11 protein-coding genes are annotated in these 14,715 nt (G+C 45.1%); 3 read left to right on the plus strand and 8 right to left on the minus strand.

Annotated elements, in window-relative coordinates; genetic code table 11:
- The first annotated feature begins 68 nt into the window (after positions 1-68).
- Entirely contained in the window at positions 69-2,579 is a 2,511-nt protein-coding gene (locus AACV78_RS13250; protein ID WP_194008767.1) for an ATP-binding protein, read from the plus strand.
- A gap of 88 nt (positions 2,580-2,667) precedes the next feature.
- Here the strand turns inward: AACV78_RS13250 and AACV78_RS13255 are convergent, their stop codons facing one another.
- From AACV78_RS13255 to AACV78_RS13265, 3 genes are all read right to left on the minus strand, one after another.
- Entirely contained in the window at positions 2,668-3,042 is a 375-nt protein-coding gene (locus tag AACV78_RS13255; protein WP_194008766.1) for an IS1/IS1595 family N-terminal zinc-binding domain-containing protein, read from the minus strand.
- A 426-nt stretch (positions 3,043-3,468) separates the two neighbouring features.
- Complete coding sequence (locus tag AACV78_RS13260) at positions 3,469-3,897, minus strand: MAPEG family protein (RefSeq protein ID WP_194008765.1); 429 nt, start codon at positions 3,895-3,897, stop codon at positions 3,469-3,471.
- A 9-nt stretch (positions 3,898-3,906) separates the two neighbouring features.
- Positions 3,907-4,329, minus strand: a complete 423-nt coding sequence (locus tag AACV78_RS13265; protein WP_194008764.1) for a DUF6220 domain-containing protein — start codon at positions 4,327-4,329, stop codon at positions 3,907-3,909.
- Between the two features lie 92 nt (positions 4,330-4,421).
- On the opposite strand from AACV78_RS13265, the gene AACV78_RS13270 reads away from it, so the two are divergent.
- Entirely contained in the window at positions 4,422-5,126 is a 705-nt protein-coding gene (locus AACV78_RS13270) for a LuxR C-terminal-related transcriptional regulator (protein WP_194008763.1), read from the plus strand.
- 201 nt (positions 5,127-5,327) lie between these two features.
- On the opposite strand, the gene AACV78_RS13275 is transcribed toward AACV78_RS13270, so the two are convergent.
- From AACV78_RS13275 to AACV78_RS13295, 5 genes are all read right to left on the minus strand, one after another.
- Entirely contained in the window at positions 5,328-7,280 is a 1,953-nt protein-coding gene (locus AACV78_RS13275) for an AbiA family abortive infection protein (protein WP_194008762.1), read from the minus strand.
- Between the two features lie 383 nt (positions 7,281-7,663).
- Positions 7,664-9,247 (minus strand): NAD(P)H-quinone oxidoreductase subunit 4, encoded by a 1,584-nt coding sequence (locus tag AACV78_RS13280; protein WP_194008761.1) that lies wholly within the window; start codon positions 9,245-9,247, stop codon positions 7,664-7,666.
- 469 nt (positions 9,248-9,716) lie between these two features.
- The gene (locus AACV78_RS13285; protein WP_194008775.1) at positions 9,717-11,762 is read right to left on the minus strand and encodes an NAD(P)H-quinone oxidoreductase subunit 5; all 2,046 of its coding nucleotides are present in this window, start codon (positions 11,760-11,762) and stop codon (positions 9,717-9,719) included.
- A gap of 378 nt (positions 11,763-12,140) precedes the next feature.
- Positions 12,141-12,518 (minus strand): thioredoxin family protein, encoded by a 378-nt coding sequence (locus AACV78_RS13290; protein WP_194008760.1) that lies wholly within the window; start codon positions 12,516-12,518, stop codon positions 12,141-12,143.
- Positions 12,519-12,563: 45 nt separating this feature from the next.
- On the minus strand, positions 12,564-13,277 hold the full coding sequence (locus AACV78_RS13295) for an NnrU family protein (protein WP_194008759.1): 714 nt from the start codon (positions 13,275-13,277) through the stop codon (positions 12,564-12,566).
- Positions 13,278-13,518: 241 nt separating this feature from the next.
- On the opposite strand from AACV78_RS13295, the gene AACV78_RS13300 reads away from it, so the two are divergent.
- A complete protein-coding gene (locus tag AACV78_RS13300) occupies positions 13,519-14,523 on the plus strand; it encodes a LysR family transcriptional regulator (protein ID WP_194008758.1) in 1,005 nt (334 codons plus the stop codon).
- The last annotated feature ends 192 nt before the right edge of the window (positions 14,524-14,715 follow it).

The raw sequence follows: 14,715 nt of genomic DNA on the forward strand, positions 1-14,715 counted from the left end.
TATTTGTTTTTTTCTTGATTGTGGAAATTACACTTGTATCACAACACGATTACCCCTATCTGCTTGTTATGGAAATAGATCGCTTGCCATTTCTGAATCGCCTCCGGCGCACCATGTCCTCTGCGGAAGCTTGGGGGTTTAGTGTGGTTGGATATCTGATGTGGTTTACCTTAGCGCCGTCGATGCAAGCAGAAATTGGCTCGGCATCGCTGTTGGTCTGGATTCCTGGTGTGATCGTCGGAATTCTGTTTAACCTTCAAGTTCAGAGTTTGGGTGAGAAATATCCAGATGTATCTGGGGGAACACCCAATTACATCACGCGACTGCTCGATCGTTACCCTGCCCTTTCCCGCTACTTGGGGATTGCCTACTTCTTGGGGTGGGTTTCCTTTCCGGCCATTAATGCGATCGTCATCACAGATTTGATCCAATTCCATTTAGAACCGATGGGGCTGAGTATTCCAGAAAAAGTGTTTGAGATCGGTTTTACTGCGATCGCTTACTTTTTAGCATTCAGTGGCACCCGCGCCGTCGCCATTCTGCACCTCTTTTTTGTCTTTCCTTCGATCGGCTTTTTACTCCTCTTCTGCGTTCAGGGTTTAGGCTGGCTTGCCTTGGAGCCCCAAAGCCCCGGACTCTTGCCCAGCAGCATTGATGCCATCAGTGTCCAGGACTGGCTGAAATGGTACTTGTTTGCCGCTTATAGCTTCTATGGCTGTGACACAGCTTCATCCTTTGTAGCAGACAGTCTCCACCCAAAAGACACCCTCAAGGCCCTGTCTTGGGTTGCCTGGTTCATGCCTCTGGTGTTTGTGGGTGGCACTTTAGTGTTGGTGCAGTTGGCAACCGCTGCCGGTTTAGAAGGCAATTTGTACGGCAATTTCCTGGCGGCTGCCAAGCCTTTCTGGGGAGACGCTGCCCCTGTCATAGTCACTTTGCTGGTTGCTGCTAGCTGTTTGTTGGGATCTGCGACTAGCGTTTGCAATACGCCCCGCATCCTTTTCCAACTCGCGCAGGATGGGCTGTTGTCTCCAGTGTTTGGTGCAGTGTCCCGTCGGGGTTCCCTAGAACCCGCCCTGCTGCTAACCTTTATCTGTAGTTTAGGATTTTTAGTCTGGGGCAACACCACTCGAATTGTCGTGGTGTCAGGGGTGAGTTTTTTCATTTCTATCATGGGGTTCCACTTGGGGCTGTGGATGCAGCGCAACGATCCAGTCGTGCGTTGGGGGCGACTATCCTTAGCATTACTGGTGGTGGAGTTCATTTCCCTGGTGGTGGGTGGTGTTGCCTGGGGATGGATGAATTTTGGTCTCGGATTGCTGTTGCCGTTAGTAGCGATCGCGATCGACGCGGCAATTCGGCGGATTCCTTGGACACCTTTACACTTACCGTGGTGGGATCGACTCCATGCCAAGCCAGTAACTCCTCCTAAAAACGAAGATTTTATAGTGTTTCAGGTTGCAATGTTGATCGCGCTGATTTGTGGTACAGCGACGATCAGTTGGCTGATCAGATCCTGGCTGCGGGTAGAAGCCGGAACCAAAAATCCCTATCTGCTGATTATTGTGTTGATGACGCTGGCATTTGTGGGGGTGGCAATTGCTTGCTGGACAAGTCTGCCCCAGGTTGCTGCGATCGAAGAACTAGCAATCTCCTCGACGGCACAAGCTAAAGAACTGGAGACGACCCTCAACGAACTGCAAAAAGCTCAGATGCAAGTTATCCAAAGCGAAAAAATGTCTAGCTTGGGACAATTGGTTGCGGGAATTGCCCATGAAATCAATAACCCGGTCAACTTCATCCACGGTAATCTCACCCACCTGGACGAATACACCCAAGATCTGCTGCGGATGATCGAACTCTATCAACAGCGCCATCCCAGCAACGATCCAGACGTGCAAGCAATGGCAGAGGAAATTGATTTGGAATTCCTCACAGAAGATATCCAAAAGATAATTTCATCTATGAAGGTAGGCACCGATCGAATTCGCAGTATTGTTCTCTCGTTGCGAAACTTTTCTCGCATGGATGAAGCAGACTTCAAAGATGTTGATATTCATGAGGGAATTGAAAGTACATTGCTGATTTTACAACACCGGCTCAAAGATCAACCAGAGTGTCCAGGTGTGGTAGTAATCAAAGACTATGGCACTTTGCCGAAGGTGGAATGTTTCCCCGGACAACTCAATCAGGTATTCATGAATATTTTGGTCAATGCCCTGGATGCCCTAGATGAGATGAATACCAAACGCTCCTATCAGGAGCTTAAAGATACCCCAAACCAGATTACGATTCGGACTTCTGCGATCGACAATCAATGGGTGGAGGTGGCGATCGCTGATAACGGAATCGGTATGCCAGACCCAGTGAAGCAGCGCATTTTTGACCCCTTTTTCACCACCAAACCCATCGGGAAAGGTACGGGTTTGGGGATGTCGATTAGTTATCAAATCATTACTGAAAAACATCGCGGTAAAATCAAGTGTTTTTCTGAACTTGGATCTGGCACTGAGTTTGTGATTCAGATCCCGAGTCGGCAATCGATTATTTCATCATTCCAGATTGCTGCTGAATTTTAACCAATTCGCGTTTTGTGCAGCCCTCAAAAAAGTTGAGGCATCACAATTATTAATTAATAGATATGGGTATCAATATGTGGCTCGATACTCACATCCGATCGACCAAATTCATTGTCAACATAACCGATCGCTGAGAATTATCGACAAACTGTTTGCCACATTCCTGACAGCGATAGCACTGCTTTCCCCGTCGATAACCGTTTTTGGACAACTGCTCAGATCGACAATGCGGACATTTCATTACTTTCATTACATCGCTCGACCGACCTTCCCCCACATACGGCTCTAAATACGACACCAACAAATCCTCAATCTGCTGTACCAGTTGTTGGCGATGCTGTCGATCCCGGTTGCGAAGTGCCGACAGAATGACAGCATTAATGCTGTGAACGCAAACCTCCGCTAACAGGCTGCATTGTGCCTCCCCGAAGCTGGGATTTCTGTGCTTCAAAAGACTCGCCATAAAGTCGATCGCCTACTGAGTCATACTTTCATCGATCCACTGGAAAATCTCGCGCGCTATATAGAACCCATTTGACATCTTTGAGTTTTTGGGTTGGGTGACGAGAAATATAGAGAGAAACTGGTTTCTGAGATTTACGCTCATGGCGAGAAACCGGGTATTCTTGGAGTTTTTGGTTGGGTGACGAGAAATATAGAGAGAAACCCGGTTTCTGAGATTTACGCAGAATAGATATCAAATGGGTTCTATAAAACTGCACGAACAGCACCCGCGATACTGGCTGTTCAAACATCTCAGCAGCAGCAGTGAAAAGGGCAATGTTAGGGATCCTAATCTTTCAAGGTAGACAGTGAAGATGCCTTCAGCGTCATCCCAAGCCAATAGCTTAAGCAGTCAAATTGAGAAGAAAATACGGTAATAGCATACCTACGTGCCAAAGTGGATAAGTGCTGCGCGGAGCGCGATGAACCATACCGCGAGCGTAGCAAATAAATAGAGGTAGAACCGCAGGATGATGAGATTGAACGTGCAATGGACAGCGCTATGCAATGCACGAAACACAACGAAGACCCACGCGGCGTTTACATACACTGCATCCACCTGCTTTGTGATGAACAGATATAGGACAAGCGCATAAAAAATCATCGGAATCTCGAACAGGTTTTTTAGATTATCTGATGGATTGGATACGCTTGCTGGCGAAATTTGTGCCAGTGCGCCCGGGACAGCAAAATCTTTTTGACCGAGCTTTCTACTTGTGATAAAACTAATCCGGCGGATGTACATATACACCCAGACTAAGAGTGTTAAAAACACTGTTGCAAAAAAGGGGCTGAAGATTGCATCTTGTGTCATTTTTACCTCTTAAATTTGATTTTTGTGATAGTTGCTGGACGATAAAGTGCGCGATATGTGATGTACAAGGCTGGAAGAAACATAGAGCAACGTAAATCCAATCAGAGGATGCAGTATTTCTAGGTGCAGAGGACTTTTGAGATGAATGCTGGCAAATTGTAGTCCAAGCAGCACCGGTAGACTTGCGGCGAGATGCCGTATTCTGCGCGAGAATGGGGCAATAAACGCCCATCCCAGCAATACTAATCCCAGTCCGCCATAACCTCGCACTAGCCAAACATGAATATTCCACCATCCAGGATTGTTGAAGTAGGCAACTCCAACTGTTAATAACTGAGAAATCAAGCAGAGATTAAAGATGATTGAAGTCGTGTAAAAGCCGATCGCCATCCAACGTGCAGGAGCGCGATCGATATCCAAACCTGTTGTCATGTCAAGTTGTTTTTGAGACTATAAGGGTAATATAATTTGAGTATTGCAATGCTTCTAGACCTCGATCGGGTACTCTTTTTGCCACCATGACCATGAAAAGTCCCTTACAGCTTTTATTTGAAGCGATCGACCAGGTGAAGGACGAACAAGATTTGCGCTCGCAAGTCGTGCCCAAAATCGGCGAGTATTTTGCAGCTAAGCGATCGGGAATCTTCTTTTTCGATCGACTTCCATCACTAGATAGCAATCTTCAGAAAACTTTGAAAGTTGCGCTATCGATCGAACACAATCCTCTCGCGCGTTATTTAGTGGAGCGTCACGCTCCCGTGCACGAAGCATTGGTGACATCGCCCAAGGTTTGGACAATGATTTGTCCCCGCCCCGATCATTGGCACGTGATGGCGGGCCCGATCGTCAATCGCGGTCAATTAGCGGGTGTAGTGGGTTGCACCCGCGAACAGTCAATGTTTGCCTTCGATACACAAAATTTAGCCGATTTGAGTGCGATCTGTTTGCATTTGTCTGTTTGGGCTGCAACAGTGCGATTTCAACACCAACCTTTCCAGAGCGATCGATTAACGTCTCGTGAATTGCAAATTGCCGAATTGGTTGCTTTGGGACGAACAAACGCACAAATTGGGAAGGAAATTTGGATTACTGAGAATTCGGTGAAACAAGCTTTGAAACGAATGTTTCGCAAGCTTGAGGTTTCGTCTCGTGCCGAAATGGTGGCACAGCTTTCGGCGACAAAATACCATTTGTCAAGTGTCAAAAAGAACGCACTTTTGGCAGAATAATAACGCTAGGAACTAAAAGGGCGATCGACCCACTGGTAATTTTGAAGTATTGCGTATTGCGATCGTGGGATAACAGCAGAGTTGAACCGCAGCAAATAAACTTAAAAACTAGACGAAAAAGCTCTCAACATTCCGCTCCATCGCCTTGTTATCCTGCTGGCTGCTCAACATATTATTCTTAACTCACCTAGCAGCCATTTGCTACAGCAGAAAATCTAAACACTTCCCAACGTTTTCATGATAATCCCAATACTCTTCTCGTGTAACTTCCCAAGCAAGGCTATCATCAGAACCAGGATGCGAAATACTATTAGAGTTTCTACGATCAAACAAATTTCTGATCTTTATACATATCTCATGTGGAACATTATTTAAATGAAGAAATTTAATTACATCATTAACATCATAATTTTTATTATTGGCCTTTTCTTTCTTTATACATACCGCATGAATTTCATTAAGCAGATGGTTAAGCGCAACAGAATAAGAGCTTTCTTTTTCACTTAATACTCTCAATCTAGTTTGCTCAATCACCTCTGGCATTACTGCAATTTGATGCATTTGCATACAAGCCAACCTATAATATCCAGGACTACTGCAATTAAGTTTTCCCTCAATGAATACATCAATAATATTATTCATGTGAGCATTTTGCTTGAGCTTCAAAAGTAGTTTTTCATCGCTAAAATTAGTCTGACATAAAAATTTAATTATCAAATCTGCATCGCTTATTGTAATAATATTTTTGCCTAGGCAAAAATTTTTAAAATTATCTATAGATACTTCATCTTTAAGAAGAACAACTAGGATTTCAAGAGGCTTAACCTTCACTAAATCAAAGTTAAACTTATTGAATATAGAGCGTATTTCTTTTTTGTTTTCTGGTTTGTCAAGAATCTGTTCTACGCTCTTATCAAGAACTAATTGTAAAATTTCATCTTGAGTTGAACTATCTCGTGTGAAGTAGTCTTCAACCCTCGATTTTTTAATTTTTCTTAATTCTTTAAATACTTTATGTAGCTTTTTTTGGGGTGTTTCAGTGCTGAATTCAGTCTCTTTCCTTTTATGTTCTTCCTCTTTTTCACTAATATTAGTGTATTCATCGCTAGGAGACGCTCTACGAATATTTTTAAGAAGTTCTTCTTTTTCATCTTGCTTTGCCATGCGATAGAGCCTTGTCTTTAAGTTAAGCTTAATATTTAAGCGACTGTATAAAACTTCCGAAATTTGAGATGCTATTGAATGAATTAGAATACCTTGCTCTTCATGGCTAATCCCATGCTTAAAGGTGATCGATATATAAATGTCATCTGTATATCTTATAATTTTATAAAAATCAATAACAGAGGTACAGTTTTTCAACACATCATCTATAAGTAAATCGCCAAAGACTAGATACAAGTGACCAATAAAGCTAGATATGACATTGTTATCTGACTGAGGAATGCCAGAAGATTTTCCGTTAGCAATAAATTGAAATAGATAAACAATTTGTTCACGTGTGAAGGAGTCATATGCCATACTCGCCTGCATACTGGGTTTTACATAAGTATGCAAAAAATGAAGTAACTTTGGAATTGATATTTCGTTGAAATAGTTTTCAATATCTAGCTTTAAAATAAATTTGTCTTGATTTCCGCTGATGGTCTCTTCTTTAATTCTTTGTTTGAATTGTTCATGAAAGCTACGGTAGTAAATGTTTTTTGCTGTAATTTGTAGCTTGTGAGCTTTATAATTTAGATTTCCTCCATAAAAAGCTTCTATTCTGTTTACTTTTTTATGAGTTTCAATTATAAATTCCTGCGAGAGCTTTAGTAAGTAAAGCCCAACTGCATAGTAAACCGCTCGCATTGGGTAAGTGAAAAATTTATAGTCACGTAGTCCAAGACGAGTTTTAGGTATTACATAAGAGAAGACAGCAAATTCTTTTTTTAAGCCATAAAAGAGGCTACTTGCTATCTTTGTTTGGAAATAAGTTTGAGGCTCAGCATCTAGACAGGCTGCATCAAGCTTTTCATAATAAAACATACTTAAAGTATTGAAATGCCTATTAGATTGCTTTTGCTTAATTTCAAATCTTAAAAGTTTCAAAGCATCTTGCCAAAGCTTAAAATTTATGAAGTAGCCAAGTTGAGTTTTTCTTTTATCTGTCATTTTTTAGGGATCTAGTAAATGAGAGGTCTTGAAAGCTTTAAAATAAGCGAACATTACTTAGGGCTTGCTGAATAGAACTAGAAGTTATGACTGCCAAGGGTTTCAAGACTTTTAAACACAAAAAAGTGCAAGGTTATGACGTTTGTAGCCTCAAAATCCTTGCATTTCGGTGGAGAATTGTGGAATAAATTTGGGAACCCATCTCCGAATCTCCCATTTTTCAAGCTGTTTGGCACCTAGATTCGATTTGTGGACTTTTTCAGCAAGCCCTACTTAGATTCTAACCTTGATTTGCCTCGATCGCCCAACCGCAAAAAAATAGAAAACCCCCAAACCCTATTTTAAAAATGGTTTGGGGGTTTTCTTCCTACATCTCGTTCAAATTACAACTTACTCGGCTCGATCGCCGGAGCGCGCAAAGCCACTGTTTTATCAGCAGCCTTAGCCACCAGAGACGGTACAGAAGCCCGCAACTTTGCAGTCAACTGTGAAGTAGTCGCATCGTAAACCTGAGTCAGCATCTTTGGATACAACCCAATGCCAATAATCGGCACTAACAGAGCCGCAATAATAAACACTTCTCGCGGTTCCGCATCCACCAACTCTTCGTGTTCCACCAATTGCTTGTTTTCCGGGCCGTAGAAGATTTCCCGCAGCATTGACAGCAGGTAAATCGGAGTCAAAATTACGCCGACAGCCGCCAGAAATATTACACAAACCTTAAACACCGGATTGTAAGCATCGCTGGTTGCAAAGCCCACAAATACCATTAATTCTGCTACAAAACCGCTCATTCCCGGCAAAGCCAAAGAAGCCATAGAACAAGCAGTCCACATCGCAAAAACCTTACGCATTTTCTTACCGACACCGCCCATTTCGTCGAGCATGAGGGTGTGAGTGCGATCGTAAGTGCAACCTACCATGAAGAACAAACTCGCCCCGATTAAACCGTGGGAAACCATTTGTAGCATTGCACCACTGGTTCCCAAATCGGTAAACGAAGCTATCCCAATCAGTACAAAGCCCATGTGCGAAATCGAAGAATAAGCAATTTTCCGCTTCAAGTTGCGCTGAGCAAAAGAAGTTAAGGCGGCGTAAACAATGTTAACTACGCCCAAAATTACTAACAGGGGTGCGAAGGTAGCATGAGCGTCGGGGAGCATTCCCGCATTCATCCGCAGCAAAGCGTAGCCGCCCATTTTCAGGAGAATTCCTGCTAGCAACATATGGGCGGGTGCGGTGGCTTCGCCGTGAGCGTCAGGGAGCCAAGTGTGGAGGGGAAAAATTGGCAGTTTGACGCCGTAGGCTATTAAGAAACCTGCGTACAGGAGCAATTCTATATTGGGGGCGAAGTCTTTAAGCGCGATCGCCCGCATATCGAAAGTCACAGTATCGCCATAAAACGCCATCGTCAGGGCGCCCACCAAAATAAACAGCGAACCGCCTGCAGTGTACAGGATAAACTTAGTTGCTGCGTAGAGGCGCTTCTTGCCACCCCAGATTGACAAAATTAGGTAAATAGGGACTAATTCCAGTTCCCAAACTAGGAAAAACAGCAACATATCCTGTACGGCAAAAACTGCGATTTGTCCGCCGTACATGATCAGCATCAAAAAGTAAAAAAGCTTAGGTTTAAATGTGACCGGCCAAGCTGCTAAAGTAGCCAGCGTAGTAATAAAACCAGTCAGCAAAATCAGCGGCATCGACAAACCGTCAGCACCCACTGACCAATTTAAATCGAGTTGCTGCACCCAAATATAGCTTTCTACCAGTTGCAAATCTGGATTGCTGAAGTCGTAATGAGTACAAAAAGCGTACACAAGCAGAGCAAAATCGATCAAACCTACAATTAGTGCATACCAGCGCACCGTCTTGCCATCCTTGTCGGGAATCAAAGGAATCAGCAAGGACGCAGCAATGGGAAACAGAATTGTTGTTGTTAACCAGGGGAAATTAGCTGTATCCATTGCGTTTTAAAATTAGCCATCAACTATTAGGTTTAAACATATTTTAACCGTTTTCCTATAAATTTTATACTTTCTTTATACGAAACATTTGTTTTTGCTATATTTGCGACAATTTGTACGATCGCACAAATTGAGTTTCATTCAAAATTTATTTCTATTGGCTAATTGTCAATTGTGAGTTATTGAGCTAATAGCATTTCTTAAAATATCTCTTGGTGGGGATACGGCAATCCCTCCGCTTCGCTTCGCCCAAGGCGTCTCAACAATCGCCTGAAAACCTTTGTATCTCTCGTCGATCTCCGAGGCCAGATCCCCCCTAGCCCCCCTTAAAAAGGGGGGGACAAGAATCTGCTCAAAGTCCCCCTTCTTAAGGGGGATTTAGGGGGATCAGACCTCGGCAGTAAAGGAGAAAGACAAAAGGTTTCAGGCGATTGTTGAGACCAATAGGCATTGCCATTTCCCTACAGATTTAACCAACTCCCGAAACGATCGCAAAACCCAGAACTGCGACAAACACGATCAGGGCGTAAAATTGAACGCGACCGCTTTCAAAGTATTTCAAACCTTCGCCTGTTACCAGAGTCAGAAACCCTGTCAAGTTGACAATACCATCGACAACTCGCAAATCCACTTCCATGACTTGTCGCGCTAAACGGCGGCTGCCTTTGACAAAGAGAACTTCGTTGATATCGTCTAGATACCACTTGTTGAGGGAGAACTCGTAAAGCGGTTTGATTTTTGCAGCTACCGCACTCGGGTCAATTTTCCGGCTCAAATACATCAGAGAAGCCAAAGTAATGCCAAGCAAAGCAATACCTACAGAGCTCCCGCCCATGATGAGGAATTCCGTCAAATCAAACTCAGCGGCGTGTTGCAAAACTTCTTCTAGAGATTCCCCCGGCGCGTGCACAAACTGCTCGAAATAATTAGCAAACGGCGTACCGACAAAACCGATAAATACTGAAGGTACAGCCAGCAACACCAACGGCAGAGCCATTGTCAGAGGAGATTCGTGAGGAAAATGGTCGTGTTCGCCGTGACTTTCGCCAGTGGGTGCCAATTCCTTAACATTCATCGCTCCGGGGCCGAAAACCAAATTCGGTTGTAGGAGTCGTTGCTTGATGGCGCTGTCATTGCCTCGGAATTCGCCCTCAAAGGTGCTGAAATACATCCGAAACATATAAAACGCGGTCATGCCCGCAGTCAGCCAACTCACAGCCCAGAGAGCGGGATTAGCGTGAAAAGCTTGGGCGAGGATTTCGTCTTTTGACCAAAAGCCTGCAAAGGGCGGAATGCCACAGATTGCTAAATTACCGATTAAAAAGCAAGAAGCGGTAATTGGCATATATTTACGCAAGCCGCCCATGACTCTCATGTCTTGAGCCACAACCGGGTTGTGCCCGACGACTGCTTCCATGCCGTGAATGACTGAACCCGAGCACAGGAACAGCATTGCTTTGAAGTAAGCGTGGGTCATTAAGTGGAACAGTCCGGCACTGTAGGCGCCGACGCCCATTGCCATGACCATGTAGCCCAATTGGGAGATGGTGGAGTAGGCTAAGCCTTTTTTGATGTCATTTTGCGTAATTGCGATCGAAGCACCCATGAATGCTGTAAAACAGCCGGTGCAGGCGATCAAATTCATGACTTCAGGCAGACCTTCCAATACTGGGTACATCCGAGCGATCAGGAATACTCCGGCGGCTACCATCGTGGCCGCGTGAATCAAGGCTGAAATCGGTGTGGGGCCTTCCATTGCGTCTGGGAGCCAGACGTGGAGGGGGAATTGAGCTGATTTGGCGACTGGGCCCAAAAAGATCAAAACGCCGAAGATTGTTGCTAGAGTCGCCGAAAGGGCGCCGGATTCGACTAGGGAGTGCAGGCGTTCGCCCATCACGCTAAATTCAAAGCTGCCGGTTGCCCAGTAAATACCGAGTATGCCTAGCAGCAAGCCGAAGTCGCCGACGCGGTTGGTGACGAAGGCTTTTTGGCAAGCGTCTGCTGCGGGTTTGCGATCGTACCAAAAGCCTACTAGCAGGTATGAACACATACCTACGAGTTCCCAGAAAATGTAAACCTGAATGATGTTGGGGCTGAGGACTAGACCTAACATTGAGGCGCTGAAGATGCTCAGGTAGGCGTAAAATCGCACGTACCCGTCATCGTGTGCCATGTACCCGTCGGTGTAAATCATCACCAAAAAGGCGACCGTGGTGACGATCGCCAGCATTACCGCCGTCAGGGGGTCGATGATATAGCCCATGTTCAGCGAGAAGTCGCCAGCAGAGGCCCACTGAATCGTTCGGGTGTAGGGTGCGTGGCCCTGTAGTTGACTCCACAGCAATGCGAAAGATAGTACCATTGACCCTCCCAGCGTGGAGACGATTAAAATCGCATTCGCTTGTCGGAGTTTGTTGGTTGCCTGGTTAAAGGTGATTAAGCCTAAACCTACTAGCATTGCGCCTGCCAGCGGCAGGACTGGAATCAGCCAAGCGTATAGATAAAGCAGTTCCATGACTGATAGGTTGTTTAAAGTTTCTACTAGATATTGCCAAAACTGTAAACAATTGTGACACACGCCTGCGCCACTGGGCAAAAATACTCGCTCCAATTTTTCAGTATTGCCGATCGACAATGCTGGAGAACTGCTTTGTTTTTTCCCGATCGATCTTGTTTGCTTTCAATCTATTCCTAAAGATAGATTGACAAATCCATACACTTTTAGAGCCGATCGACTCAAGAAACCGGGTTTTTACCGATATCAGGCGATATACGCCGTATTTTCGTAAAAAAACTCGGTTTCTGCCTCTACTGAGGTGTCGTCGGATGGCCGATCGAATAAATGGGGAATTCCAAATACTTTCTACCGCGCGGGCCAAATGTCTGGGAATCCTTACCTGTTAACTGCTTGCTGCGGTTGCAGGCGTTGAGTTTGGGGAGAATTCACAGTGGCTAGCATCCAAGAATCGAGAGTGCGCCGCAGTTCCTCGCGTCCTTGATAATTTTCAAATCTAAATCGAACTCGATCGCCCTCAAACAAAATCAGCGTTGGCAGACTTGTCAGGCGATAAGTGTTGGCTAACTTCAAACTTTGATCGGCATTCACCCCTAGGAGCTTGACTTTTCCTGCCCACTGTGCATCAAAACTCGCAAGCGTGGGGTCGATCGCGCGGCACAAACCGCACCAAGGTGCCCAAAAGTGAACTAAAACGGGGGTAGAGGCTTGAAATACCTCTTGTGCAAAAGTGCGTTCGCTAACCGACAACACCATGAGCCCTCAGAATTTAATAATTTTTTTTCTATCCTAGGGATCATGCTACCAGTATATGTTCCCAGTGACACGCATCAAAAAAGGATGAATTTTCCATAACAGGCCCGTAAAAATAACTACACCTACGTAGGAAGGACGCATAAACTCAAGCAAATCAAGGGTTTGACGCTTTTGGAGGATGGCCAAAAATGGAATAATTGAGGTTTGAGATTTGATGGTTTCAAAGGATTCGCCAAAACGCGCCCGCAGCCGCTGGTCGCCGTGCCACACTCCGAACAGGTGGTGAAGTACCAAACCGATGGAAGTGACGAGAGTAAAGCTAGTGCCAATCCACAGGGTGTGGGCCACGCACCAAATCACCTGTCCCACCATTTGCGGGTGACGGGTGATGCGGATGATCCCGGCTTCGTAGAGGTGAACATCCGGCTTTTGGACGGCGGCAATTTCTAAGAGGTTGAAGGTTGCGGGGTACAGAAACAGAAAGGAAATTGCTGAAAGTATCCAAACTGCGGGTTTAACTCCGGGCACTCCCTGTACTTGCCAAAGCTGCACGCCGTCGTAGCGGTGGTTGAAAAAATAGACAATCAGAATTACCGCCAGCGGCAAACTGACAAGGGCAAACAAAACCCGGTAAAGTCTAGCCCCCATCAGCTTTTCACCTTTTGGTCGGAGGGCTGCTAAACCGCTGTGGGCGATCGCAAAACCGAATAAAAGTCCCAGAATAACTAAGTGGGAGTCAAGCGCTAAGTCGATCGTCATTGCAAATATTAAGAAAAGTTATTGATTCGCGGCCAAGTTGTGTCACAAAGTATCTATAGGAGCATTCAGCGGTTATCAGTCAGTTAACTGTTCACTGTTCGCTGTTTGCTGTTGACTGTTGGCTGTTGACTGTTCGCTGTTTGCTGTTCTGACAACTGACAACCGTCAACTGACAACTGACAACTGACAACTGACAACTGACAACCGTCAACTGACAACTGACAAATGACAATTTAGATATATGTCTGACCTTCCTTTCACTTTAGACCAGTTACGTATTCTCAAGGCGATCGCCTCCGAAGGAAGCTTCAAACGCGCCGCCGACAGCCTCTACGTATCCCAGCCCGCAGTTAGCTTGCAGGTGCAAAACCTAGAGAGACAGTTGGACGTGCCGCTGTTTGACAGGGGGGGGCGCAGGGCTCAACTCACCGAAGCCGGACACCTGCTGCTGAGTTACGGCGAGAAAATTTTATCGCTTTGTCAAGAAACTTGTCGAGCTCTCGAAGACTTGCAAAATCTCCAAGGCGGTACTTTGATAGTCGGCGCTTCTCAAACAACCGGGACATATTTGCTACCCAGGATGATTGGGATGTTCCGCCAAAAGTACCCGGATGTAGCGGTACAGCTTCACGTTCACTCTACCCGCCGCACCGCGTGGAGTGTGGCCAACGGGCAAATCGATTTAGCAATTGTGGGCGGAGAAATTCCTACCGAACTTGTAGAAGCTTTAGAAATTGTTCCTTACGCAGAGGACGAACTGGCTCTGATTCTGCCTCCGTCTCACCCGATGGTACAACAAGAAAGTATCCAAAAAGAAGACCTTTATAAATTGCAGTTTATTTCCCTAGACTCCCAGTCTACTATCCGCAAAGTCATCGATCAGGTACTGACTCGGTGCGGCATTGACACGCGCCGCCTGAAAATCGAGATGGAACTAAATTCGATCGAAGCTATTAAAAATGCCGTTCAGTCGGGGCTAGGCGCTGCTTTTGTGTCGGTTTCGGCGATCGAAAAAGAGTTGCTGATGGGCGTTTTGCACAAATCTAAAATGGACGAAGTGTTAGTAACGCGGATTTTGTCCCTGATTTGCAACCCCAACCGCTACCGTTCTAAAGCAGCAGAGGCTTTCAGCAATGAAATTCTGCCCCTGTTTGCTACTTATTCCACCATTTCAGAAAAAAAAGCAGCTCCGGCGATCGATTTGCCTCTGATAGAAATAGTAACTCCCAACTCGGCGGGAAATTAATTTGTGAGGTCGTTGGCAGTTAGCAGTTCGCGGTTAGTTTATAAATAAAAATCTGGTTTGAGAGTCCCTGGAAAAATGAATAAATTGGGAATCGATAATCGGGAATCGGAAATCGGCAATTGGCTTTTTTGAGACCAAAACCTAATACCAAAACTAGATAAAGAGGGTAAAATAAACTGGGATTAGTCTTAA

The organism is Tychonema sp. LEGE 07196, from assembly GCF_963890365.1.
Lineage (GTDB): Bacteria > Cyanobacteriota > Cyanobacteriia > Cyanobacteriales > Microcoleaceae > Microcoleus.